This window comes from Hydrogenophaga sp. (assembly GCF_051860785.1).
In the GTDB taxonomy this organism is placed as follows: domain Bacteria; phylum Pseudomonadota; class Gammaproteobacteria; order Burkholderiales; family Burkholderiaceae_C; genus Hydrogenophaga.
Map to the genome: position 1 here is coordinate 209,220 of NZ_JBIMLB010000006.1, position 21,298 is coordinate 230,517.

A 21,298-nucleotide genomic window follows, 5' to 3' on the forward strand; every position below is an offset into this window, starting at 1 on the left:
GCCGCAGGTTCTGCTTCAGGCGTCTGAAGGCGTCTCTATTTGTAGAACGCTTCCACCGTGCCCTTGAGCTTGATCGTGAGCGGGTTGCCCTTGCGGTCCAGGGTCTTGCCGGCGGGCACCTTGACCCAGCCTTCACTCACGCAGTATTCCGTCACATCGAATCGCTCCTTGCCGTTGAAGCGGATGCCGATGTCGTGTTCGAAGATCTCGGCCACGTGGTGCGGGCTGCGGGGGTCGATGGCCAGGTGGTCGGGCAGGGGCGGGCGGTTGGGGCTGGTGGTGTGGATAGGGTCGCTCATGGCCGGCATTGTCCTCCAGCTTCAACCGCCGAGTCCGGCAAACACGTTCTGCACGTCTTCGTTCGCGTCCAGCGCGGCCAGAAAGGCTTCCACTTCTTCCAGGTGCTCCGCGCTCAGGCTGGCGGGGTCCACCGGGTTCTTCGGCCTGTAGCCCAGCTTGGAAGACAGCACCGTGAAGCCCTGCGCCGGCAGGGCGCGGCTCACCAGGTCGAGGTCCGTCGGATCGGTCAGGAACACGGTCACACCCTCTTCATCGCCCGCATGAAAATCCTGCGCCCCGGCCTCGATGGCGGCCAGTTCCGCATCGGCATCCTTGGCCGAGGGTTCGGCTTCGATCATGCCCACGTGGTCGAAGTCCCACGACACCGAGCCCGAAGTGCCCAGCTGCCCCTTGCGGAACAGCACCCGCATGTCGGATGCCGCGCGGTTCACGTTGTCCGTGAGGCACTCCACCATCACCGGCACGCGGTGGGGCGCAAACCCTTCGTAGATCACATGGTCGAAATGCACGGTCTCGCCCGTGAGCCCGGCACCCTTCTTGATGGCGCGGTCCAGCGTTTCCTTGGGCATGGACACCTTGCGCGCCTGCTCCACCACCAACCGCAGGCGCGAATTGGCCGCCGGATCCGCGCCGTGGCGCGCCGCGATCATGATGTCCTTGGCGAGCTTGCCGAACAGCCGACCCTTGGCGTTCGCGGCGAGGTCCTTGTGCTTGGCTTTCCATTGGGCGCCCATGGCTGTTCCTGGTGGTCTGTGTGGGCTGCAAGCATAGCGCTAGCATGTTCCCTTGCATGTTTTCGAGAAAAGGAGCTCACCCATGGAAACGCATGAACTGCACCGCGGACGCCTGATCGACCACATCCAGCTCGTGGTGCGCGATCTGGCCGCCAGCAAGGCCTTCTACAGCGCTGTCTTCAAGACCCTGAACATTCCCCTGGCCGGTGAAGGCGAGGACTTCTTCTGGGCCGACGAACTCTTCATCTCCACCGCCAGCAGCCAAGCCGCCCACGGCGAACTCACCGGCCGCCACCACCTGGCCTTCCAGGCCGAAGACAAGGCCATGGTCGATGCTTTTCACAAAGCCGCGCTCGCCGCCGGTGGCAAGGACAACGGCGCACCCGGCATCCGCAAATACCACCCCGGCTACTACGCCGCCTTCGTGATCGACCCGGACGGCAACAACATCGAAGCCGTGTACCACGGGGAGGCGACGCGGAGCGCGACCTCGGTTAAGGTGACTTTCTGAAAACGTTGTGATTTCCGCTGTCCATCCGCATCCTTCTCGGCGCCATGCAAAGCACAACTGCATCTGAACTCCAGCTCATCCTCGTCATCACGGCACCACCGCCCGGGGTGGTGTTCGCCGTGCAGAGCGGCCGTGTCGACGTGCTGCCCCCGTTCATGTCGACGCCAGAGTCCCTGTCGTTCGCCATCACCCTGAGCCTCGGCCCATCGCTGCCGGACGGATCGTTCAACTTCCGTGGCCCGTTTGCGCAAGGCACGCCGGCTGACCGCTTCGTCTATGTGAATTCAGGCACCTATGCGGGCCAGGTGGGCTGCCCATGGGAACGCCGGGCCAAGATCAAGCTGGCGGGCATTCCCCGGCACCTGGTGGAGACTGCAGCGGGCGACGCCAACTCCGCCATCGAAGGGCATGTTCACGGCACGGCAAAAGACGGCGGACCGGTGTGCGCCAGCGTTCCGCCTCTTTCGATCAACTGGCGCCTCGTCACCCGTTTTCAGCGGGCTGATTGACCTGTGCCTTTCATCGCCCGGCATGTCGATTTGAGGTGTTGTCGTTCGTCGAGGAGGTAGGTCGCCCAGAGGCGGGCACCGATCGTTAACCCAACAGGAGTGAAAAGAATGTCCTACATCGACGGTTTCGTGATTGCAGTTCCCACCGCCAACAAGCAGAAGTTCATCGAGCACGCTCGCCAGTTCGACCCGCTCTTCATCGAGCTCGGCGCTCTCCGCGTGATCGAGGGTTGGGGCGATGACGTGCCCGACGGCAAGGTCACCGATTTCCGCCGCGCCGTGCAGGCCAAGGCCGATGAGACCGTGGCCTTCTCGTGGGTCGAATGGCCCGACAAGGCCACGCGCGACGCGGCCATGAAGAAGATGATGGAAGACCCTCGCATGGACCCGTCCAATCCAGCCAATCTGCCCATGCCCTTCGACGGCAAACGCATGATCTTCGGTGGCTTTGAACAGGTGGTCGAAGTGAAGGCTTGACCTTCACGAAGCCAGAAGGGGTGGCCTCATCCCGGCTCGAATTCGTCACCTTCGGCACCGAGCCACGCCCCATCCTGGTCGACGGGCACCTGCATGGCAAGGTGCACATGCACCTCACGCTGGGCTGACGGCCAGGCCCTGCGCCAGCGCCTCGAACACCACACGGATGCGCCGCGAGGTGCGCAGTTCGCGGTGCGTCACCAGCCAGATCGGAAAGCGCACCGGCGCCACGTCGTCGAGCACGCGGACGATGCCGGGGGTGCCGTGGGCGATGTCGTCCATCATGGCGCCGATGCCCATGCCGTGGCGCACCAGCGACCAGCTCGCCATCGAATGCTCCGCGTAGCAACTGAAGTTGGCCTCGGTCAATGGCAGGCCGTGTTGACGCAGGTAACCCAGGTACTGGCCCGAGCGGTCCGCGCCCACAAAGGCATGTTGCGCGGCTTCTTCGGCGTTGCGTGGATGGCCGTGGGTCTTCACCCAGTCTTCTGAAGCGAAGAAGCTTGCCGTGGCCTCGCGGATGTGGCGAGCGATCAGCTCCGGTTGTTCGGGCTTCACATGGCGGATGGCGATGTCCGCCTCACGGCGCAGCAGGTCGCTGATGGCGTTCGACGAGATCACCTCGATGGCAATGCCCGGTTCCTGCTCGCGCAGCCTGTGCAGTAGCGGGGGCAGCAGGTGCGCGGCCACCGCGTCGGTGGCCGAGACCGAGACCACACCGCCCACGGCTTGGGAGCGGCCGGTGGCGGCCAGCCGCAGCGCTTCGGCCGCCACGCTCATGGCGCGCGCGTGTTCCAGCAAGTCGAGCCCCGTGGGCGTGAGCGCCATGGCCTTGCCCACGCGCTCGAACAGCGTCACGCCCATGCGTTGCTCGATGGCCGCCACCTGGCGGCTCAGCGTGGGCTGCGTCAGGCCCAGCTTGCGTGCGGCCGCCGACAACGAGCCGGTTTCCGCCGTCTCCAGAAAGGCCTTCAGTTGGTTCCAGTCGAGGTTGTCCATGCATAAACGTATATGTTCGCTGCAATTTACCGCAATTCCCTGCGAAGACTTGCATGGATAGCATCCTCCCCCATGCCTTATTCCACCATCGCCCCCGTCGCCCGCAAATCCCGCTTCTGGGACCGCATCGCCGTGAAGTACGCCGCCGACCCGATTGCCGACCCGGCGGGTTACGAAGCCACGCTGGAACGGGTGCAGGGTCTGCTGACGCCGGACATGAACGTACTGGAAATCGGTTGCGGCACCGGCACCACCGCCTTGCGCCTGGCGCCCCACACCCGGCGCCTGCTGGCCACCGACATCTCGCCCGCCATGATCGCCATCGCGCGCCAGAAGCTGGCCGACCAGCCCTGTCCCGAGCTCAGCTTTGCCGTGGCCGACGCCGACGAGCCGCTGGACGGGGAGGGCGGGTTCGACGCGGTGCTGGCCTTCAATCTGCTGCATCTGGTCGACGACCTCCACGGCGCGCTCCAGTTCGCCATGCGCGCCTTGCGCCCGGGCGGCCTGCTGATCTCCAAGACGGCGTGCCTCCTCGAAATGAATCCGCTGATTCCTCACCTCGCCCTGCCGGTGATGCGCGCCATCGGCAAGGCGCCCCACGTGTTGTGCTTCGACGCCAAAGCCTTGAAGGCGGCCATCGTCCGCCAGGGCATGGTCATCGAATCGGTCGAGCGCCACGGCACGCGGGGCAAGGATTTCCGCGTGTTCATCGTCGCCCGCAAGGCAGCCCAGGCATGAAACTCATCCAAACCTTCCTCTTGCTCGCCGCCGTGGCGATGCCCTTCGCCGCGAGCGCGGCCGACCTGCAGGTGACCGTGGTCGATGGCCCGCCCGTGCCGGCCACGCTGTATCTGGCCCTGTTCGACAGCGCCGAGGCCATGGCCAACAACCAGGCGCTGGCCTTGCAGAAAGTGGAACTGCGTGACGGCGCCGCGCAAACCGTATTCACCGGCTTGCCCGCGGGGCGCTATGCCATCAAGTCCTTCGCCGACGAAAACGGCAACGCAAGGCTGGACACCAACATCGTCGGCCTGCCCACCGAGCGGTACGGGTTCTCCAACAACGCCCGGGGCAGGATGGGCCCGCCCAGCTTCGACGCCGCCGCCGTGCCACTGGACGCCGACAGCGCCAGCATCAGCTTCCGGCTGCGCTGAAGCAAAGGCCTTCCATGCACCGTCGAGATGTGTTGCTGCGGCTCATGGCCGCCGCTGCAGGCGCGCCTGTGCTGGCGCCGTCGGCCGCACACGCCAGCCCGCGCTGGCTCCTCGCCTTTGCCACGCCGCCGGCCGACATTGCGTTGACCCGGGCCAGGGTGCGAGGGCGCTTTCCCGATGCCGTGGCCGGCACGCTCTACCGCAACGGCCCGGCAGGCCACGACCTGGGTGGCGAGCGCTACCGCCATTGGTTTGATGGCGACGGCATGGTGCAGCGCTTCGTGATCGCGGGCACCGAAGTGCATCACCAGGGTCGGTACGTGGCGACGCCCAAGCGCGTCGCCGAAGTCCAGGCCGGTCGCCGAATCACCGAAGGCTTCGGCACCGTGTTCAAAAACCGCGAAGCGGCGGCATCGCCCGACAGCATGAACGCCGCCAACATCAGCGTGCTGCCCCTGGGCGACGAACTGCTGGCGCTGTGGGAGGGCGGCTCCGCCACCCGGCTGGACCGGCACACACTGCAGACACACGGCATCAAGACCTGGCGGGCCGACCTGGAAGGCGCGCCCTTCTCGGCGCACCCCCGCGTCGAGCCGGACGGCACGGTCTGGAATTTCGGCGTCAGCGCCCACCACGGCCTGCTGTTGCTCTACGAGATCGGGCCCGACGGCGCACTGAAGCGCGCCGACGCCTTGCCCGTGCGCGACCTGCCCATGGTTCACGACTTTGCCGTCACGGCCCGTTACCTGGTGTTTCTGCTGGCACCCCTGGTGTACGACGCGCAGCGCCGCGAGGCCGGAGCAAGCTTCCTCGATGCCCACGTGTGGCAGCCCAACCAGGGCATGCGCGCGCTCGTCATCGACAGGAACGACTGGAAGCAGCAACGCCAGTTCGAACTGCCCACCGGCTTTCTCTTCCACATCGGCAACGCGTGGGAAGAAGACACGCCCGCCGGCACGGTGATCCACCTGGACTACGCGCGCTCGGCCGACGCACGCGCCTTGCTGGTGGACGCACGCGAGGTGATGCAAGGCCGACTGGCCGGCACACCCGGCCCGCGCCTCACGGTGCTGCAGCTTCACCTGCGCAGCGGCCAGGCCACGCAGACGGATCTGGGTATCGAGGCCGAGTTTCCCTGCATCGACCGCCGCCTCGTGGGTCAACGGCATCGCCAGGTTGTCCACGCCACATCCGCCGTGGGCGGCCTGCCCCTATGGAACGCCATCGCGTGCACCCAGGTGGAGACGGGTGCTTTGCAGCGCTTTCGATATGCACCCGGCGCCATCGTGGAGGAGCACCTCTATGTGCCTGATGGCTCCTCACCAGGTTGGGTGCTCGGCACCGTGCTGGACCAGGCCAGCCAGCGCACCTTGTTGTCGTGCTTCGCGGCCGACGCACTGGCCAGCGGACCTGTGGCGCAGGCCTCGCTGCCGTATGCGCTGCCACTGGGGCTTCATGGAGCGTTTGTGGCATGCGGCGAGCAGAACCCCTTGTCTTGACACCCCGGAAAGCTGTTGACGCATCTTCGTTGGATGCGGGTAAACCCGGGCGCGCGCTGCCGTGTTGACCTTTTATACTGATTCCTCTAAACAGAATGACATTCCGTTTAACGGAATAATGAAAGAGGAAGATGGTTCAGGCATATAGCGGTGAGCAGTTGGAAAAAGGCGACTTCCCGAGGGCGGACCTCGCGGCTGAAGAAAAGGCGCGGTTTGTGGTCCGCAATGGAGACACCTATCTCCTGTGTGGTCAATCGGAAGACGGGGTGATGCACTTTCCCGCAGGTCCGCACGCGTCAGCGATTGAGGTGGGTCCCCGGGGCATGCTCTACAGCCATTCCACCGTTCACGTGTCGGCGTCGCGCGAGACGCCCTACACCATTGGCTATGTCGATTTCCCTAACGGCTTGCGCGTGCTGGCCAGCGTGCGTGGTGCCGACGCAGGCCTTGGCTGCGACGTGCCCGTCCGCCTGGAAAATGCCGGCGGCAAGTGGTTCGTGGTGCCAGTGGCGCAGGAGGTCAAACCATGAGCCGGGCCTACATCATCAGCGCCGCGATGATTCCGATGGGGAAGCATCGCGACTCCAGCTACAGCGGTCTGGCCGTCCCACCTGTGGTGAGGGCGCTCAAGGAATCTGGTCTCCGCAAAGACGATATCGAGGCCGTGTACTGCGGTCACGCCTTCGGGGGCATGCTCACCGGACAGCGCATCGTCAAGGAAATCGGCATGGGAGGCATTCCCGTCATCAACGTGGACAACGCGTGTTCTGGCGGTGCATCTGCACTCCATCTGGCGTGGAAGAGTGTGGCGAGTGGCGAGCACGCGGCAGCGTTGGTGATTGGTGTGGACAAGCTGACTCAATTCGGCGGAGGCACGCTGCCGCTCGTGGCCGAAGACCCGGAAGTTCAGGAAGGGATGGTCATGCCCGCGCTGTACGCGATGCGGGCGCGCCGCTTCCTGCATGAACGCGGTGAAAAGGTCAGCCTGCTGGCGCAGGTGAGCGTCAAGGCCCGCCGCCACGGAGCGATGAATCCTTTTGCCCAGTTTCGAAAAGAGACCACGGTCGACGAAGTTCTTGCTTCACGTGTCATCTGTGACCCTTTGACGCTCCTGCAGTGCTGCCCCACGGGCGACGGAGCCGCAGCAGTCATTGTGGTGAATGACCAGGTGCGGCGCCGTCTGGGCGCCCGAGCCGTGGAGATCACCGGTTCCGTGCTGCATTCAGGAACGCCCACCACCGGATTCCGCAACATGCTGCGCCCGGAAATCACCCGCGATTCCGCTCGGGATGCTTATGAGCAAGCCGGGCTTGGCCCGAAGGACGTGGACGTGGTCGAACTCCACGACGCCTTCACGATTGCGGAGCTCGTCTACTACGAGGCGTTGGGCCTGTGCCAGGAAGGCGACGCCGCCGGGTTCCTCACTTCGGGAAAGAGCACCTACGACGGCGAGGTGGTGGTCAACCCAAGCGGCGGGCTGCTGTCCAAGGGTCACCCGGTCGGATGCAGCGGTGTCGCTCAAGCCGTCGAGATGTACTGGCAGCTCACTGGGCAGGCCGGCGCGAGGCAGGTGCCCGGCGCCAAGGTCGGCATGACCCATGTCACCGGCGGTGGTATCGCCAGCCTCGACCATGGCGCGTGCGCCGTGCACATCCTGAAAGCGAGCGACTGAACATGGCCGACTTGAACGAGGGCGCCGGCACCGGCACGGTCAGCCGGGCGATGCATTTGCTGACGTTCCTGGCCGACTCGTCGGGTCCCGTGACTGTCAAGCAAGTCGTTGAGTATCTGAAGGTCCCCCCATCCACGGCGCACCGTCTGCTGAACCTGCTGGCCACGGAGGGATTCGTGGAGATTGCGGGCAACGGTCTTTATGGTGTCGGCTCACGCTTCTACAGGGTGGCTGCGTTGGTCAGCCGAAACATGACGCCCGTTTCAATCGCCCAACCCATCATCGAGCAACTGGCAGCGAAGTACAACGAGACCGTGCTGATGGGCCAGTACCTGGCGGCCGAGCGCGCCATGATGTTTTCGGTGCGCGCCGACGGCAGCCAGAAGCTGACTTACCAGATCGACCTTCATCGACCGCTGTCGCTGTATTGGGGTGCCTCGGGCAAGTCGATTCTGGCGTTTCTTCCAGAAGAGGTCATCGAAGCCGTTCTGAGCAACGAGGGCCATTCGCCCGCAACGGGAGAGCCCCCGCCCACGCTGGAGGAGGGGCTGTCCGCGCTGCGCGCCGTGCGTGAGCGCGGTTGGGCTGTCAGTGACAGTCAAAAGCTCCCCGGAGCCCGTGGTGTTGCCGCACCCATCTTCGGGCCCTCGGGCGTCATGGGCTGCCTGTGTCTCACATCGCCACGAGAGCGACTCCCGAAAACCGGTGTGGAAGCCATCGGCCTGGACGTCATGCAGAAAGCCAGAGAAATTTCCTCCCTGTTGGGGGCGCGCCCATGACCGCCGCCACGTCTCAGCCGCTGGGCGATGTCCGCGTCCTGGACCTGACGACATTTCTGTCAGGTCCCTATTGCACGCAGGTGATGGGCGACCTGGGGGCGGAAGTGGTCAAGGTGGAGGCGCCTGAGGGGGACTCCAGTCGCCACATTCCTCCGCACTTCGTGAACGAAGACAGCGCGTACTTCCTCGGCATCAACCGCAACAAGAAAAGCATCGCTGTCGACCTCAAGACGGAAAGAGGGCGTCGGCTCCTGAAGGACCTGATTGCGAAAGCGGACGTCGTGGTCGAGAACTACCGGCCAGGCGTCGCACAGCGCATCGGTCTGGACATCCAGGCGCTTCGCGAAGCGCACCCTCGGCTCATCTGGGCGTCCATCAGCGGCTTTGGTCAGGACGGGCCCGACAGGGGTAAGCCCGCCTACGACATGATTGTCCAGGCCCTGTCGGGCGTCATGAGCCTCACGGGGGAACCGGGGCGCCCGGCCGTGCGACTGGGTATTCCTGCGGGCGACACGGTCGCGGGCCTTTACGCCTGCATCGCCATCGGTGCGGCGCTGTACCGGAGAAACACCACTGGCCATGGCGAAACCATTGATGTGGCCATGCTGGACTGCCAGCTGGCCATGCTCGCATACCAGAGCACGTACTCGCTCGTTGCCGGCACGACGCCCGGTCCACAGGGGGCGCGACACGACTCCATCCCGACCTACCGATCGTTCATGGCCCGGGACGGCCGCGAGCTCGTGGTCACCGCCAACACCGAAAAGATGTGGCAGGGCCTTTGCCGGTCACTGGGCCTGACAGAGCTTATCGAAGACAGACGCTTCGCGGATGCGGCTTCCCGACTGGAGAACAAGGCAGAGCTCTGGGAGGTGCTGGAAGCCGCATTCCTCCTTCGTGATGCCGAGGAGCACGTCGCCGATCTCCAGAAACAGGATGTACCTGCGGCCCTGATCAAGACCGTCCCGGAAGCGCTGAAGGACGCGCGCGCCGCTGCGCGCGGAATGATTCTCGCCCTGGAAAGTGAGCAGGGCGATGAGATTGAAGTGGTTGGCAACCCGATCCGGTTCGTTGGAGAGGTGCCCGCCAGCTCGACCTACCCACCTCGACTGGGCCAGGACAGCGCAGACGTGCTTTCTTCGTGGCTGGGCATGGCGTCCGTCGAAGTCGACGAACTGGTCGCCCAAGGTGTTCTGTCCCACAAGCTTGGAGCGGTGGCAGGGAACGCATGATGGTCCATGCTTCGCCACGGTCGACCGTCTTCGCAGTGCACGCACTGGGATTGAATCGGCACGCCTACGACCCCGTCCGCCGCCATCTGGATGCGTCCCGCCGCTTCGTGGCCGTGGAACTGCCCGGCCATGGTGAAGCCCCACCGCTTCGGCAACCCGCTTTGAACGCGTACGTCGACTACGTGGTCGACGAGGTGTCGGCGCAGGCGCCGCATGGGCTCCTTCATCTGGTGGGGCATTCGTTCGGCGGTGTCGTCGCCGCGATGGTGGTGCCAAGACTCCAGGAAAAAGGGCAGGCGGTGGCTTCGCTGACCCTTCTGGGAACGCCTGCGCAAGGGGGGTCCGTGTTTCTGGACCGGGCGGATGCCGTGGAGCGGGATGGCGGGATGGAAGCGTTCGAACGCAGCACCATCGCGCGTTGGTTTGGCGACAACCCGCCATCGGAATGGGACCCCGCCATCCACTACGCCTCGCATGCCCTGCGCACGCAGTCGAAGGCGTCGATATCGGCCACCTGGCGAGCGCTGGCGTCGTTCCAGGGGTTCTCTGGGCTAACCACCGCTCCTCATGTGCTGTGCGTCGCCGCCGAAGACGACCTCTCCACACCACCGGGTGTGATGGCGCAGATTGTTGACGCCATCGAATCCCGTGCGGACGGCCACGGCCAGGTGAGCCTGAAGACGCTCGTCAAAGGTGGCCATCTCTTTCCGCTGACGATGGCGCCCGAGGTCGCCAGGCTGCTGGAAGCGCAGTGGTCAACTGCCGAAGACAGCACGCGCTCCAGAGGGTCTGTCGAATGACAACCTTCGCAGAAGACGCTGTCGTTGTCGGTGGCGAGAACCTGGTGTTGCGACGGTCTGGGTCTTCCAACGGGCCGGCCGTGGTGCTCCTGCATCCCCTCGGTCTCGACCGACGCGCATTCGACGCCTTGCGCAGTGCACTGAACCCCATCTGGAATGTGGTTTCCTACGATCAGCGCGGGCATGGAACGCGTGTGGCTCACGACCGGTTCGAACTGGAGCATCTCGTCGAAGACGCGGTGGCGGTGTGCCAAAGCGTGAGCGAACCTCTTCACCTCGTGGGGCATGCGATGGGTGGCGTGGTGGCCGCACTGGCAGCAAAGAGGCTCAGGAACGTGCAGTCGCTCGCGGTCCTGGCCGTCCCGCTCAAGTCCCAACCCGCATTTGCCCGGCGCGCCGAAAGCATGGAAGCGGGGGCAAGCGCAGCCGTGTTTGAAGAGTCGCTGGCCCGATGGTTCAAAGGGCTGGAGGCAGCGCCGCGCTATCCGACCGCCGTGGCGTATGGGCGTACGTGCCTGGATGCCACTTCGGTTCAGGGCTACGCGAACGGCTGGCGTGCGCTCGCTTCCTTCGGATCGCTGGAGCTCGCCAGCACGGGAGTGCCTACCGCGTGCATCGCCGCTGCAGACGACGCGTCGGTTCCCCTCACGGCCTTTGAAGCACTGACTTCAGGCGACGCGTGCGTTTCCGGTCGCGTGCAGGTTGAGGTGGTGCCCACGGGAGGCCACATGTTGCCGCTGATGGAGCCCGAGGCGACCGCCGCACGCCTGGAAAACTTCTGGACGCGAGCACGTCGAATGCACGCGGTTTCGACATGAACCACAGTGACGCTGTTTTGAACACTCCCCTGAAGAACCTTCGCATCGCCGTCACCGGCGGCAGCGCAGGCATTGGCCAGGCCATCTGCGCGCTGCTTTCCAGGCATGGAGCGCAAGTCTTCAATCTCGACCTGAAGGCCGGTGATGCTGAAGCGTCTGCCGCGTTCATCGAAGCCGACATGCGATCGGCCGACAGCGTCGACCGCGCGTTCGCCGAGGTTCGGCGCCAGGCGGGTGGGCTCGACGCTCTCGTGAACAACGCCGGCGTCAGCTTTGTCGGCGGCATCGAAGACGGTAGCGATGAAGAGTGGCTGGCGCTGCTCAACGTCAATCTGATGGGATACCGGCGAGCGACCAGGTCGTCTCTGCCGATGCTGCGCGAGTCCACGTCGCCCGCCATCGTCAACATCTCATCCTGCTCGGCGACGTCTGGAATTGCCAACCGCGCCGCGTACTCCGCCTCCAAGGGTGCCGTTCACAGCATGACCCTGAGCCTGGCAGCCGACCTCGTCCACGAAGGGATTCGGGTCAACGGGGTGGTGCCCGGAACGGTCGAGACGCCGTTCATGCAGAAACTGATTGACGCCGCGGCAGACCCGGTGGCTCAGCGCGCCGAGTTCGAGCGCCGCCAGCCCACGGGCCGCATGGTCGACCCTGCAGAGGTCGCACATGCCGTTGCCTACCTCCTCCATCCGGCCTGCGCCTCCGTCACCGGCACGTTCGTCGTGGTCGACGGTGGCCTCGCGACGCTCAAGACAGCAAGACAAGGCTCTTGATTGAAACACCCAACCTCCCAGAAGAAAGGACCACCATGACATCCAAGCTTCCTTGCACCCTCATGCGCAGCGGGTCGCGCCGCCACCGCATCTCCGTCATTGACGGCCCGAACATGTCCAACCTGGGTGCGCGCAGCAAGAAGGTTTACGGCTCCATCAATTCGCTGGACGACCTGAAGGCCTTCGTCACTTCGACGGGCAAGGACCTGGGTGTCGAGGTGGAGACCTTCTCCTCCAACCACATGGGCGACATCCTGGAGTACATCCACGCCTCGGCAGACCGGATCGACGGCTACATCATCAACCCCGCCGGCCTGACCACGATGGGGGAGGCCGTTCGTCACGCCCTCGAGGACACGACCAGGGCCGTGGTCGAGGTGCACTTCGCCAACATTTCCGGTGCGCCCGGAACGCCTCGCGGGCTGATGAGCGGAAAACTCATTTCGACCTTCACGCACACGGCCACCGGCATGTCCATGGGCTTGCGCCAGTACAGCTACATCGGCGCGCTCGTCGGCCTGGTCATGGCCCTGGATGACCTCTCTTTTCTCGGGGACGGACTGCCCGAGTTGGCTTGAGCGCCAGTTTCAGTTCGACATCCACATCGACGACCACTTCACGGAGACATCATGAAAACCACTCGCAGAACCGCAATCGCAACAGCGCTTTCGACCGTTGCCCTGGGCTTTCCCGCGCTCGTGCGCGCACAACCGCAGGTCTTGAAGGTGGCCACCAACACGCCCGAATCGGACCCACTGGCGGTGTATCTGAAAGAGGCCATCAGCGCCATCAACGCGGAGGCCAAAGGCTCGGTGGAACTTCGCCTGTTCCCCAACAACCAACTCGGCTCCAACACGGACGTGCTGTCGCAGCTGCGCAGCGGCGGCGTCGAGTTCTTTCCGCTGTCTCCGCTCATCCTTCAGACGATCGTCCCCAACGCCGGCATTTCCGGCATCGGGTACGCCTGGTCGGGCTACGACAAGCTGTGGCCCGCCATGGACGGTGACCTCGGCGCCTATGTGAGAGCCGAAATCGCCAAGGTGGGCATCCACACGATGGAGACGATGTGGGACAACGGATTCCGTCACATCACCAGCGGCGACAAGCCGGTGCTGCAGCCGGAGACCCTCAAGGGCTTCAAGATCCGTGTTCCGCCGAGCCCCTTGTGGACGTCGATGTTCCAGGCCTTCGGCGCTGCGCCCACGTCCATCAACTTCGCCGAGGTCTACACCGCGTTGCAGACCAGGATCGTCGATGGTCAGGAGAACCCGCTGCAGCTCATCTACAACGCCAAGTTGTACGAAGTGCAGAAGCACCTTTCGCTGACCAACCACATGTGGGACGGCTACTGGGTTCTGGCCAACGGCCGCATGTGGCGCGGTTTGCCCGAGGACGCGCGCAAGGTCATCTCAAAGCACATGACCGCGAGCGGGCTGCGCCAGCGCGAAGCGATTGCCAAGGCGAACGAGTCCCTGGTGACCGAACTCACCCAGAACAAGCTCACGATCCACAAGGTCGATCAGGCGGCTTTCCGTCGCCAGCTCTCCTCGGCCGGGTTCTACGGCGAATGGGCCAAACGTTTCGGCGCCGACGGCTGGCGCCTGCTTGAGAAGCACGCGGGCTCGCTGAGCTGAGGTAGAGGAAGTCAGATGAGTACGCCCAGCGCGATGAACGAAGAAGCTCTCGGTGCAGACACGGGGGAGGCACAGGAACCCGTGGTTCAAAGAGGTGCATTTCACAGACATGCCATCAGCACGCTGGAGGCCACGGCAGCACTGCTGCTGGTCACCGACGTGGCGCTGTTGCTGGCGGCGGTCATCGCGCGGTACTTCTTCCACACGCCCATCATCTGGGTGGACGAGGCCGCGTCGCTGGTCTTCATCTGGCTGTCCATGCTGGGGGCGGTGCTCGCGATGGACAAGAGCGAGCACCTGCGGCTGTCTCTGTTCGTCGACAGGCTCAGCCCCAGGACAGCGGAGTTTGTGAACACCGTGGCGCTGCTCGTCACGGCCGTCGTCATCGTCAGGATTCTTCCTGCCGCGTGGCACTACGCCGTTGAAGAGTGGTTGGTCACCACGCCATCGCTGGGCATTCCAGGGAGCTTTCGCGCCAGCGCGATTTGCACCGGCATTGCGCTGATGCTCGGGGTGGTCCTGCTTCACCTGTGGGAGCGCTGCCAGGCCAGGACCTTGCTCATGGCCGTTGGCATCGTGGGGGGCGCGGTGGCCCTCATGTGGCTGGGGCAGCCCTTGTTCCGCGCCATGGGGAACTACACCATTCTTCTGTTCCTGGTCGGTCTCTTGCTGGCCTGCCTGGCTGCTGGCGTGCCCATCGCCTTCTGCTTCGGTGCGGCGACCCTTTCCTTCCTGACCTTTACGACATCGGTGCCCATGATGGTGGTCGTGGGCCGAATGGATGAAGGCATGTCCAGCCTCATCCTTCTCTCGGTTCCCATCTTTTTCCTGCTGGGTTGTATCCTGGACGCCACGGGCATGGGAGGGGCCATCGTCAAGTTCCTGGCCGCATTGGTGGGCCATGTGCGCGCGGGCATGTCCTACGTGCTGCTGGGCTCGCTGTTCCTGGTCTCCGGCATCTCCGGTGCCAAGGCTTCCGACATGGCCACCGTGGCGCCAGCGCTGTTCCCGGAGATGAAGAAGCGCGGCAACAAACCCTCTGAAATGATTGCGCTGCTCGCCACGGGTGCTGCCATGGCCGACACCGTGCCCCCCAGCATCGTGCTCATCGTGATGGCCTCGGTGGCCGGCATCTCTGTGGCGGCGCTGTTTTCTGCCGGCATCGCGATTGCCGCCATCCTTCTGCTGGTGCTTCTGGTGGCCGCGCGCCTGCGTTTTGCCGGCGAGAACATCGAAGGCGCCACCCGCCCCAAGCCCTCCATCGTGGCGCGCATCACGCTCATCGCGTTTCCCGCGCTCGTCCTGCCGTTCCTCATCCGCGGTCTCGTCACCGAAGGTGTTGCAACGGCCACCGAGGTGTCCACCCTCGCCGTGGTGTACGCGCTCATCGTGGGCCAGTTGCTCTACAGCAAGATCACCCTTCGACGCGGCTACTCGATTCTGGTCGAGACCGCCCGCCTCACCGGCGCCATCATGCTCATCCTAGGCACCGCCAGTGCCATGGCCTGGGCGTTGACCCAGACCGGGTTCGCGGCGCAGCTCGGCCAGGCCATCAAGGGCATCCCAGGCGGCTGGGTGACGTTCATGCTGATCACGATTGGCGTGTTCCTGATTCTCGGCAGCATCCTGGAAGGCATCCCCGCCATCGTGCTGATGGCGCCCATCCTCTACCCGAGCGCCCGGGCCCTGGGCATCCACGACGTTCACTACGCGATGGTCATTGTGGTGGCCATGAACATTGGCCTGATGGCGCCACCCCTGGGTGTTGGCTACTACCTGGCGTGCAGCATTGGCAAGGTGGCACCCAACGTCGCGCTCAAGGCCATCTGGCCTTACCTGGGTGCGCTGATGGTCGGGTTGCTCATCATCGCCCTGGTGCCACAGCTGACGCTCTGGTTCATCTGACGACACTCCAAGCAATCAACCGCCGCCCCAACTCCCATCACTGCTGAGCGTGATCAACAGCCGTTGTGTGGCGCGCGTGAGTACCACTATGGCTGCCGCCTGACTCCAACCCAATCTTGCCGACAGTGTCGACACAATCTTTGCGTCTGCTCGACATTGACCACGGTAGCAAGGCGCTCGCGGCTGCTTGCGATGAGCGCACGCAGATCGGCGTAAAGCTTGTTTGGATGGCATTGGTGTCAAGCCGTACGTCCCTGCACCTTTGCAGTTAGCTTTTGATCGACGAATCGTCGATTGCTGCGACGGGTTTTCTACCGTGTGCTACTTGTGATCGACCGGGTGCGTTGAAGCGGTCTTGCAGTTGCGCGCCACGAGGGCCTGCACAGTCTTCCTTCTTGCTCCGCTTTGCGCGCTTAAAGTTACCTTCTTGAAAGCAGCGTCAAATCCTCGGATAGGAAGACACCTTCACCCAGCGTAGCTCGCACATTCTTGTCAGCTGCTATTGCTAGCTTTCCATTGGCGTGCAACTTGATCGACAAGCCACTGCTTTCGTCCACAAACGCATTGACAGTCTGGTCATGGGTCACCACAACCACCTTTGCGGCGGACTCTTCGGCTTCGCAGTACCAAACGCGAAGCTCAAGATCTCTTGGGTTGCGCGCCTGTTTTGTGGAGGCGCATACCGGACCACCGTCCTCCCATTTCCTGAGGATAGGACTGGGGTTTTGGCGACTTGCGTTTCCCCCCGCTGGCCCTTGAGGTCTTTCAGCGGGCTGATTGGCGCGGCTTGTCGGCACGGTGCGATTCGATGGAGCGTCGCTTGGTGCGCCTAGGCGGGTCCTGGACTGCCACGTCCAGCTGTACGCCAATCCCAAAACCACACCCATCCCAACTGTCGCGAAAAGGATGGCGCCCACCGCCGGTACATGAACCGCATCCACCTGACCATTTGAACCGCGCGCTCCTAACACCAACGCTCCCACGTGCATGGCTGTAGGCAACAACGGGATAAGACTCAGACCCGGTGCCAGGTCAAAAAGCGCGGCGATTGCTGGAAAGACTGCAATCCACGGACGTCTTGTCGCGCATCCCCGAAGCCAGGTAACGGAAATGAGCACGAACAGGCAGGCCACGTGAGCCCAGAACTGAGGAGTCAGTCCGATCCCTGCGGCAGCACCGAGAGCGTTCAACACAGATGAATTCGAACCTGCATATGGCAGAAGATAGGTGGGTACCAGAAAGATTGCATACAGGATAAAGAACAGGAGTGCGCTGCGGAAAGGAAGCCCCACCTTTGTTAGAAGACTGTGCATTGTTATCTCTCTATGGAATTGATGACAGTTGCGGCATTAAAAAGGTCGACGAACTAATTGATTGATGGATTGAGTTTTTCGCCTTGATCTCATCGACGAGTTGGAGACGACGTGGAAGGATGGGCCGCCCCGCTGCTATCCGTGAGGCGGAGGTTTTGAACCCTGTTCAACACCCAGGCGCGTTCCGTGTCACCGGTGGCCCGAAATACAAGCTCCGCATGAGCCAGGGGCTCTCCCTCCGAAGCTGGGCGAACGGCAGCTTGCCATACAAGCTCCTGAGGACTGAGCACCACCACTCGTTGGACTTGAAGCCACCTGTAGCGCCTGTTTAGCACCCGTTGCATGTTCAGCGGACCGAGGATTGAAAACAACTGATCTATAGAAGCTGGGTCCTCGGAATGTTCGTCTACCACTGCCTTTCTCGATCCACCGATAAGCCCACGCTTTCTGTCCATGTCGTAACCCAGCCTTCTACTTTCAGGCCAGGACCCAGGTGCATACCAGTAGCCGAACTCTCTCCATCGTCCATCGTCCACCCAGTTCAGCAACTGCAGAACCCCTTGGATTTGGGTCATGTTGTAGTGCAGCCAATAGTGCCCCAGCGATTCCCTCAAGTCGGGAATCAAGCTTCGGTCGCCTGATCTGGCAAGCGCTCTCAGATCCATCAGAGCTGGCGATGGCTTCAGGAAGTCCCACGGATGTGATCCCATGGCATTCCTGACACGACTGGCCGGCGGGCTGAGTGGCGGCGCCTCTGAACTGCTCGTCTGCGAACCGCGCAGGTAGGCATCAATCCATCCCTCACGGCGAGCCGATTCAACGTTGAGCATGGCAGAGGCCAGTACCTGGATGTTGTGCGTGTGAAAGCCGGCAACGGTGTTGCCCGCTACCGAGAGGCCGGTTCTCTGAATGTTTCCGATCACCGTTTCTTCAGCCGAGGTCCATGCGGTGAGTGGGTCTTCAGGCGACCGGAAATGCTGCAACGGAGAAAGCCGGGCTCGGATCGACAACAGTGCGCGGACTCTGTCATCCACGCCCAGTGGCGCTGAATTGAAAACCACTGCGGGATTGCCGGTCGAGAGTCGAGCCGCTTGCGCCAAGCGACCGCCAAGAGAGTGCCCCGCAAAGACAACGTCCGGATGGGTCAGCACGACCTCTTCGGCGATCAACCTTGCCGCGCGAAGCTGGGCTGTAAGGAGCGGATCTGTGGCGATCGAGCCGACCGTGTTGGTGACCCAGTCCAAGCTCGTCGCTGATCCCCGAAATGCAAGGACTGGGCGCTGTCCTCTCTTGGCAAAAAGCGCTGCTACGGTATCGCCTGTCGCGGCATTCTCAATGACGATTCTGCTGCCAAGTTGCCGCCAACCTCGCTCGTTGGCGGCCATCATGGCAGGCGAGCCTGCTTCTTCGTATACAGCCCAAGCCAGAAGACCGAAGTCTGCATGATCTGCAACCCGGCTAATCGCATTCAAGTCGTTTGAATACGCGTTGAGCAAGTCCTGAACGATCGCACGCCTCGCGTCGCTTAGTGCGGCTTGTGCCCCTCTGCCGGGCAAAGGTTCCAGTTGCGCTGAGACTCCACCAGGCATCAACGCTATGGCGAGAATCACTCCCCGCAGGCCGGTCTTCACCATCGCATCCTCGACAACCAGTTCGTCAAAGAGTCAGAGAAATATCACTTGCCCATAGAGGCTGTCCCAAGATTGCAGCTTTGCCTGAAACCGCGTGCATATATGCATCATTTGCTTTGGATGTCATGCTGGCCTCCGCGCTCAAGTCTCTTTGGACTCATTGCGATGCACAACTACCACTTCCACAGGCAGCGCTGGTGCGGAAGTCACTGTGACCAACCCCCAAATCCAGACTCCAATCATTAGTGGAATGCCAACGATGGCCCCCACTAACGTGAAGCAAAACAAGACCCCAATAAAATACAAAATGATCTGGGTGATCCCTTGCCCCACTTTGCCGATAACCAGCGAACCCACTCCAGGGAAAAACACATTGAGAATGATTGAAAGTGCCTTCATCGCTTCCTCTTGGTATTGGTACGTTATGGGCACAACGGTTGTTGTAACAATATCTAACCACGTTCCCCGGCTGCGCTTTTGCGGAAGATTGAACCTTGCCGAGAAATTGCAGGGCGGTGCCAAATAAATCACGATGAGGTCCGCTGGTCGGAATCAAATTGACAAATCATCTGTTGGAGACCGCCGGCACACCGCGCTCTGGCACGAAAGTTCGTTTGCATGAGGAGCAAGCTACGCAGGCAACCGCCGCCCCAACTCCCCATCACTGCTGAGCGTGATCAGCAGCCGCTGTGTGGCGCGGGTGGCCGCCACGTACAGGATGCGCGCTTCCTCTTTCTCGTCGTGTCCATCCGCCGGCAGATGCCCCACGCCGGGCAACGCCACCACCGGAAACTCCAGGCCTTTGCTGACCATCGTCGTCATGACGTGGATGACGTCTGCGCCCGGGTGGTAGTCGCCTGACTTCTTTCGCACCTGGTGCGGTAGCCCGCGTTGCCGCAGTGCCATGGCACACAGGTCCATGCCGTCCCAGTCCCTGCACAGAATGGCCATGTCGCCCCAGGCAAAACCTTCCTGGTGCGCTGCCTTCAGGTGGTCGGCCACGGCAAAGGCTTCGTCGCGTGGGCGGGGCAGGCGCAAGATGACCGGCGCTGCACCGTCCCGCCCGCAACTGACCGGCTTCACCAGCGGTATGCCGTCGTCGTCCTTGTCGTCGCTCGTCAGCAGGTCGGCCGCGATCAGGCTGGCCGTCTGCAGTATCTGCTTGGTGTTGCGGTAGTTGATCTTCAGGATGGTGGTGCGCCCCTGTGCCTGCACACCCACACTCTTGAAGCTGAACTGCCGCGAGCGTGCACGCTCGTAGATGCTCTGCGCATCGTCGTACAGCAGCAGCAAGCTGTTGGTGGTCGGGTCCACCATCTGCGTGACGAGCTTCAGCCACTCGGGCGCAAAGTCGTGGCCTTCGTCGATCAGCACGGCCTGGTACTGGCCGCCGGGAATCTGCTTGCGTTCAACACCACGGATCACGTTGTTCACCATCTGATCGAACATCTGCGGTCCTTGGGGCGGAATGGCCTGGCCGAAACTCACCAGTTGTTGCCGGCACCACTTGTGGAAGTTCCTGGCGTGCACGCGGTTCGAAAGGCCCTTGGCTTCCATCACGCTCGCCAGCTTCACCGCCAGCGGCTCGTTGTAGCAAAGAATCAGAATCGGTTTGCTCGTGGGCGTGCTCGCCTTCGCGAGGTATTCGGCCCGGTAGCCCAGGATCATGGTCTTGCCCGAGCCGGCCACACCGTGAATCACGCGGTGGCCGTCACCAAGCGAGCGGGCCAACTGCTCCTGCTGCAGATCCATCACCCGCATGATGGTGGGCAGATCGGCCTCCGCGTCCTGATCGTCGAACAAGGCGCCCTGCGTTTCCACCCGCACCTGCGGAAACATGATCCAGCGCACGCGGTCGATTTGCGGCAGCGAAAGGGCGCCGCCAAACGAGTGCGCAAACATGCCCCAGAGCCGCCGCTGAAACGCCTCAGCGTCCACCGACTCTTCCATCTCGTCCTTGCAGATCACGTAGTGAGGCTCGATGGCTTCGCCCAGGCCCGCCGCGTCGAACTGCTTGCGCGTGATCCGCGTCAACACCACGCCATGGCCCCAGGGAAAAGCCAGCTTGCCCTGGTGCGGGCCGGCAGCCTGCACCAACTGTGGGTCACGCTGCAGCGCATTTACCACCTGCAGAGCGCAGTGGCGCGCCTGCGCCAGAGGATTCATCAACACCTTGGGGTTGCTGCCATTGGCCAGGATCGTCCAGTACTGCTTGGTGGCCTCCTGAATCGTCTCCAGGTGCCAGTCCTTGGTCTCCAGCACAAGCAGGCCACGGCGCGGGTGCAGCACCACAAAGTCCGGGTACGTCTGCTTGGGGCCGATGGGCACGTTGTGCCAGAGCAGGTAGTCGTCGTCGAGCTTCTGCTCCAGGCGTTCAGCCAGCCGGCGTTCGCCGGTGGAATCGAATGACGTGGTGCCTATGGATGGGATCAGTGTCGCCATGCTTGTTGGTCTCCTTCCCTGAAATGGTGTTCAGGGTGGGTATTCCGGACGACCGTGAACGGTGATTCCGGCAGATCGTGAACACCGATTCCGATTTATCGTGAACAGGGATT

23 protein-coding genes are annotated in these 21,298 nt (G+C 63.1%); 17 read left to right on the plus strand and 6 right to left on the minus strand.

Features of this window, described 5'->3' with window-relative positions:
* Window positions 1-35 precede the first annotated feature (35 nt).
* Window positions 36-299: a DUF3297 family protein gene (locus ACTIF6_RS10965; RefSeq protein WP_439588008.1), complete on the minus strand. Its 264-nt coding sequence runs from the start codon at window positions 297-299 to the stop codon at window positions 36-38.
* Window positions 300-320: 21 nt separating this feature from the next.
* Entirely contained in the window at window positions 321-1,034 is a 714-nt protein-coding gene (locus ACTIF6_RS10970) for a YebC/PmpR family DNA-binding transcriptional regulator (RefSeq protein ID WP_439588009.1), read from the minus strand.
* Window positions 1,035-1,116: 82 nt separating this feature from the next.
* Between ACTIF6_RS10970 and ACTIF6_RS10975 the strand changes: the two genes are divergently transcribed.
* The 4 genes from ACTIF6_RS10975 to ACTIF6_RS10990 all read left to right on the plus strand — a co-directional run bounded on the left by ACTIF6_RS10975 (window position 1,117) and on the right by ACTIF6_RS10990 (window position 2,659).
* On the plus strand, window positions 1,117-1,545 hold the full coding sequence (locus tag ACTIF6_RS10975) for a VOC family protein (protein WP_439588010.1): 429 nt from the start codon (window positions 1,117-1,119) through the stop codon (window positions 1,543-1,545).
* Between the two features lie 44 nt (window positions 1,546-1,589).
* A complete protein-coding gene (locus tag ACTIF6_RS10980; RefSeq protein ID WP_439588011.1) occupies window positions 1,590-2,054 on the plus strand; it encodes a DUF5990 family protein in 465 nt (154 codons plus the stop codon).
* A 108-nt stretch (window positions 2,055-2,162) separates the two neighbouring features.
* Entirely contained in the window at window positions 2,163-2,531 is a 369-nt protein-coding gene (locus ACTIF6_RS10985) for a DUF1428 domain-containing protein (protein WP_439588012.1), read from the plus strand.
* Window positions 2,528-2,659: a hypothetical protein gene (locus ACTIF6_RS10990; protein ID WP_439588013.1), complete on the plus strand. Its 132-nt coding sequence runs from the start codon at window positions 2,528-2,530 to the stop codon at window positions 2,657-2,659. Before ACTIF6_RS10985 ends, ACTIF6_RS10990 begins: the two co-directional genes overlap by 4 nt.
* On the opposite strand, the gene ACTIF6_RS10995 is transcribed toward ACTIF6_RS10990, so the two are convergent.
* Entirely contained in the window at window positions 2,646-3,530 is an 885-nt protein-coding gene (locus tag ACTIF6_RS10995; RefSeq protein ID WP_439588014.1) for a LysR family transcriptional regulator, read from the minus strand. The two genes, ACTIF6_RS10990 and ACTIF6_RS10995, sit on opposite strands and share 14 nt — an antisense overlap.
* Window positions 3,531-3,602: 72 nt before the next feature.
* Between ACTIF6_RS10995 and ACTIF6_RS11000 the strand changes: the two genes are divergently transcribed.
* The 13 genes from ACTIF6_RS11000 (at window position 3,603) to ACTIF6_RS11060 (ending at window position 15,799) form a co-directional block, all read left to right on the plus strand.
* Entirely contained in the window at window positions 3,603-4,268 is a 666-nt protein-coding gene (locus ACTIF6_RS11000; protein ID WP_439588015.1) for a class I SAM-dependent methyltransferase, read from the plus strand.
* Window positions 4,265-4,684: a DUF2141 domain-containing protein gene (locus ACTIF6_RS11005; protein ID WP_439588016.1), complete on the plus strand. Its 420-nt coding sequence runs from the start codon at window positions 4,265-4,267 to the stop codon at window positions 4,682-4,684. Before ACTIF6_RS11000 ends, ACTIF6_RS11005 begins: the two co-directional genes overlap by 4 nt.
* Window positions 4,685-4,698: 14 nt before the next feature.
* The gene (locus ACTIF6_RS11010) at window positions 4,699-6,183 is read left to right on the plus strand and encodes a carotenoid oxygenase family protein (protein ID WP_439588017.1); all 1,485 of its coding nucleotides are present in this window, start codon (window positions 4,699-4,701) and stop codon (window positions 6,181-6,183) included.
* A gap of 269 nt (window positions 6,184-6,452) precedes the next feature.
* Entirely contained in the window at window positions 6,453-6,713 is a 261-nt protein-coding gene (locus ACTIF6_RS11015) for an OB-fold domain-containing protein (RefSeq protein ID WP_439588018.1), read from the plus strand.
* Window positions 6,710-7,855, plus strand: coding sequence for a thiolase family protein (locus ACTIF6_RS11020; protein WP_439588019.1), 1,146 nt, complete (start codon window positions 6,710-6,712; stop codon window positions 7,853-7,855). The genes ACTIF6_RS11015 and ACTIF6_RS11020 overlap by 4 nt, the downstream gene beginning before the upstream one ends.
* A 2-nt stretch (window positions 7,856-7,857) precedes the next feature.
* Window positions 7,858-8,634, plus strand: a complete 777-nt coding sequence (locus ACTIF6_RS11025) for an IclR family transcriptional regulator (RefSeq protein WP_439588020.1) — start codon at window positions 7,858-7,860, stop codon at window positions 8,632-8,634.
* The gene (locus ACTIF6_RS11030; protein WP_439588021.1) at window positions 8,631-9,866 is read left to right on the plus strand and encodes a CaiB/BaiF CoA transferase family protein; all 1,236 of its coding nucleotides are present in this window, start codon (window positions 8,631-8,633) and stop codon (window positions 9,864-9,866) included. The genes ACTIF6_RS11025 and ACTIF6_RS11030 overlap by 4 nt, the downstream gene beginning before the upstream one ends.
* Entirely contained in the window at window positions 9,863-10,666 is an 804-nt protein-coding gene (locus ACTIF6_RS11035; RefSeq protein ID WP_439588022.1) for an alpha/beta fold hydrolase, read from the plus strand. The genes ACTIF6_RS11030 and ACTIF6_RS11035 overlap by 4 nt, the downstream gene beginning before the upstream one ends.
* Window positions 10,663-11,484 carry an alpha/beta fold hydrolase gene (locus ACTIF6_RS11040; protein ID WP_439588023.1) on the plus strand — a complete coding sequence of 274 codons (822 nt, stop codon included), beginning with the start codon at window positions 10,663-10,665 and terminating at the stop codon, window positions 11,482-11,484. Before ACTIF6_RS11035 ends, ACTIF6_RS11040 begins: the two co-directional genes overlap by 4 nt.
* Window positions 11,481-12,260, plus strand: a complete 780-nt coding sequence (locus tag ACTIF6_RS11045; protein ID WP_439588024.1) for an SDR family NAD(P)-dependent oxidoreductase — start codon at window positions 11,481-11,483, stop codon at window positions 12,258-12,260. The genes ACTIF6_RS11040 and ACTIF6_RS11045 overlap by 4 nt, the downstream gene beginning before the upstream one ends.
* 35 nt (window positions 12,261-12,295) lie before the next feature.
* The gene (locus ACTIF6_RS11050) at window positions 12,296-12,838 is read left to right on the plus strand and encodes a type II 3-dehydroquinate dehydratase (protein ID WP_439588025.1); all 543 of its coding nucleotides are present in this window, start codon (window positions 12,296-12,298) and stop codon (window positions 12,836-12,838) included.
* A 51-nt stretch (window positions 12,839-12,889) separates the two neighbouring features.
* Window positions 12,890-13,894 carry a TRAP transporter substrate-binding protein gene (locus ACTIF6_RS11055; RefSeq protein ID WP_439588026.1) on the plus strand — a complete coding sequence of 335 codons (1,005 nt, stop codon included), beginning with the start codon at window positions 12,890-12,892 and terminating at the stop codon, window positions 13,892-13,894.
* A gap of 15 nt (window positions 13,895-13,909) precedes the next feature.
* Window positions 13,910-15,799, plus strand: a complete 1,890-nt coding sequence (locus ACTIF6_RS11060) for a TRAP transporter large permease subunit (protein WP_439588027.1) — start codon at window positions 13,910-13,912, stop codon at window positions 15,797-15,799.
* Window positions 15,800-17,201: 1,402 nt separating this feature from the next.
* Here the strand turns inward: ACTIF6_RS11060 and ACTIF6_RS11065 are convergent.
* The 3 genes from ACTIF6_RS11065 to ACTIF6_RS11075 all read right to left on the minus strand — a co-directional run bounded on the left by ACTIF6_RS11065 (window position 17,202) and on the right by ACTIF6_RS11075 (window position 21,185).
* Window positions 17,202-18,743: a hypothetical protein gene (locus tag ACTIF6_RS11065; protein ID WP_439588028.1), complete on the minus strand. Its 1,542-nt coding sequence runs from the start codon at window positions 18,741-18,743 to the stop codon at window positions 17,202-17,204.
* Window positions 18,744-18,884: 141 nt separating this feature from the next.
* A complete protein-coding gene (locus ACTIF6_RS11070; protein WP_439588029.1) occupies window positions 18,885-19,274 on the minus strand; it encodes a hypothetical protein in 390 nt (129 codons plus the stop codon).
* A 99-nt stretch (window positions 19,275-19,373) separates the two neighbouring features.
* Complete coding sequence (locus ACTIF6_RS11075; protein ID WP_439588030.1) at window positions 19,374-21,185, minus strand: DEAD/DEAH box helicase; 1,812 nt, start codon at window positions 21,183-21,185, stop codon at window positions 19,374-19,376.
* Window positions 21,186-21,298 lie beyond the last annotated feature (113 nt).

Excerpts from the sequence above, each read along its gene's own strand:
- ACTIF6_RS10965 (WP_439588008.1), bottom strand. The coding sequence starts at position 299 with ATGAGCGACCCTATCCACACCACCAGCCCCAACCGCCCGCCCCTGCCC.
- ACTIF6_RS10970 (WP_439588009.1), bottom strand. The coding sequence starts at position 1,034 with ATGGGCGCCCAATGGAAAGCCAAGCACAAGGACCTCGCCGCGAACGCC.
- ACTIF6_RS10975 (WP_439588010.1), top strand. The coding sequence starts at position 1,117 with ATGGAAACGCATGAACTGCACCGCGGACGCCTGATCGACCACATCCAG.
- ACTIF6_RS10980 (WP_439588011.1), top strand. The coding sequence starts at position 1,590 with ATGCAAAGCACAACTGCATCTGAACTCCAGCTCATCCTCGTCATCACG.
- ACTIF6_RS10985 (WP_439588012.1), top strand. The coding sequence starts at position 2,163 with ATGTCCTACATCGACGGTTTCGTGATTGCAGTTCCCACCGCCAACAAG.
- ACTIF6_RS10995 (WP_439588014.1), bottom strand. The coding sequence starts at position 3,530 with ATGGACAACCTCGACTGGAACCAACTGAAGGCCTTTCTGGAGACGGCG.
- ACTIF6_RS11000 (WP_439588015.1), top strand. The coding sequence starts at position 3,603 with ATGCCTTATTCCACCATCGCCCCCGTCGCCCGCAAATCCCGCTTCTGG.
- ACTIF6_RS11005 (WP_439588016.1), top strand. The coding sequence starts at position 4,265 with ATGAAACTCATCCAAACCTTCCTCTTGCTCGCCGCCGTGGCGATGCCC.
- ACTIF6_RS11010 (WP_439588017.1), top strand. The coding sequence starts at position 4,699 with ATGCACCGTCGAGATGTGTTGCTGCGGCTCATGGCCGCCGCTGCAGGC.
- ACTIF6_RS11015 (WP_439588018.1), top strand. The coding sequence starts at position 6,453 with ATGCACTTTCCCGCAGGTCCGCACGCGTCAGCGATTGAGGTGGGTCCC.
- ACTIF6_RS11020 (WP_439588019.1), top strand. The coding sequence starts at position 6,710 with ATGAGCCGGGCCTACATCATCAGCGCCGCGATGATTCCGATGGGGAAG.
- ACTIF6_RS11025 (WP_439588020.1), top strand. The coding sequence starts at position 7,858 with ATGGCCGACTTGAACGAGGGCGCCGGCACCGGCACGGTCAGCCGGGCG.
- ACTIF6_RS11030 (WP_439588021.1), top strand. The coding sequence starts at position 8,631 with ATGACCGCCGCCACGTCTCAGCCGCTGGGCGATGTCCGCGTCCTGGAC.
- ACTIF6_RS11035 (WP_439588022.1), top strand. The coding sequence starts at position 9,863 with ATGATGGTCCATGCTTCGCCACGGTCGACCGTCTTCGCAGTGCACGCA.
- ACTIF6_RS11040 (WP_439588023.1), top strand. The coding sequence starts at position 10,663 with ATGACAACCTTCGCAGAAGACGCTGTCGTTGTCGGTGGCGAGAACCTG.
- ACTIF6_RS11045 (WP_439588024.1), top strand. The coding sequence starts at position 11,481 with ATGAACCACAGTGACGCTGTTTTGAACACTCCCCTGAAGAACCTTCGC.
- ACTIF6_RS11050 (WP_439588025.1), top strand. The coding sequence starts at position 12,296 with ATGACATCCAAGCTTCCTTGCACCCTCATGCGCAGCGGGTCGCGCCGC.
- ACTIF6_RS11055 (WP_439588026.1), top strand. The coding sequence starts at position 12,890 with ATGAAAACCACTCGCAGAACCGCAATCGCAACAGCGCTTTCGACCGTT.
- ACTIF6_RS11060 (WP_439588027.1), top strand. The coding sequence starts at position 13,910 with ATGAGTACGCCCAGCGCGATGAACGAAGAAGCTCTCGGTGCAGACACG.
- ACTIF6_RS11075 (WP_439588030.1), bottom strand. The coding sequence starts at position 21,185 with ATGGCGACACTGATCCCATCCATAGGCACCACGTCATTCGATTCCACC.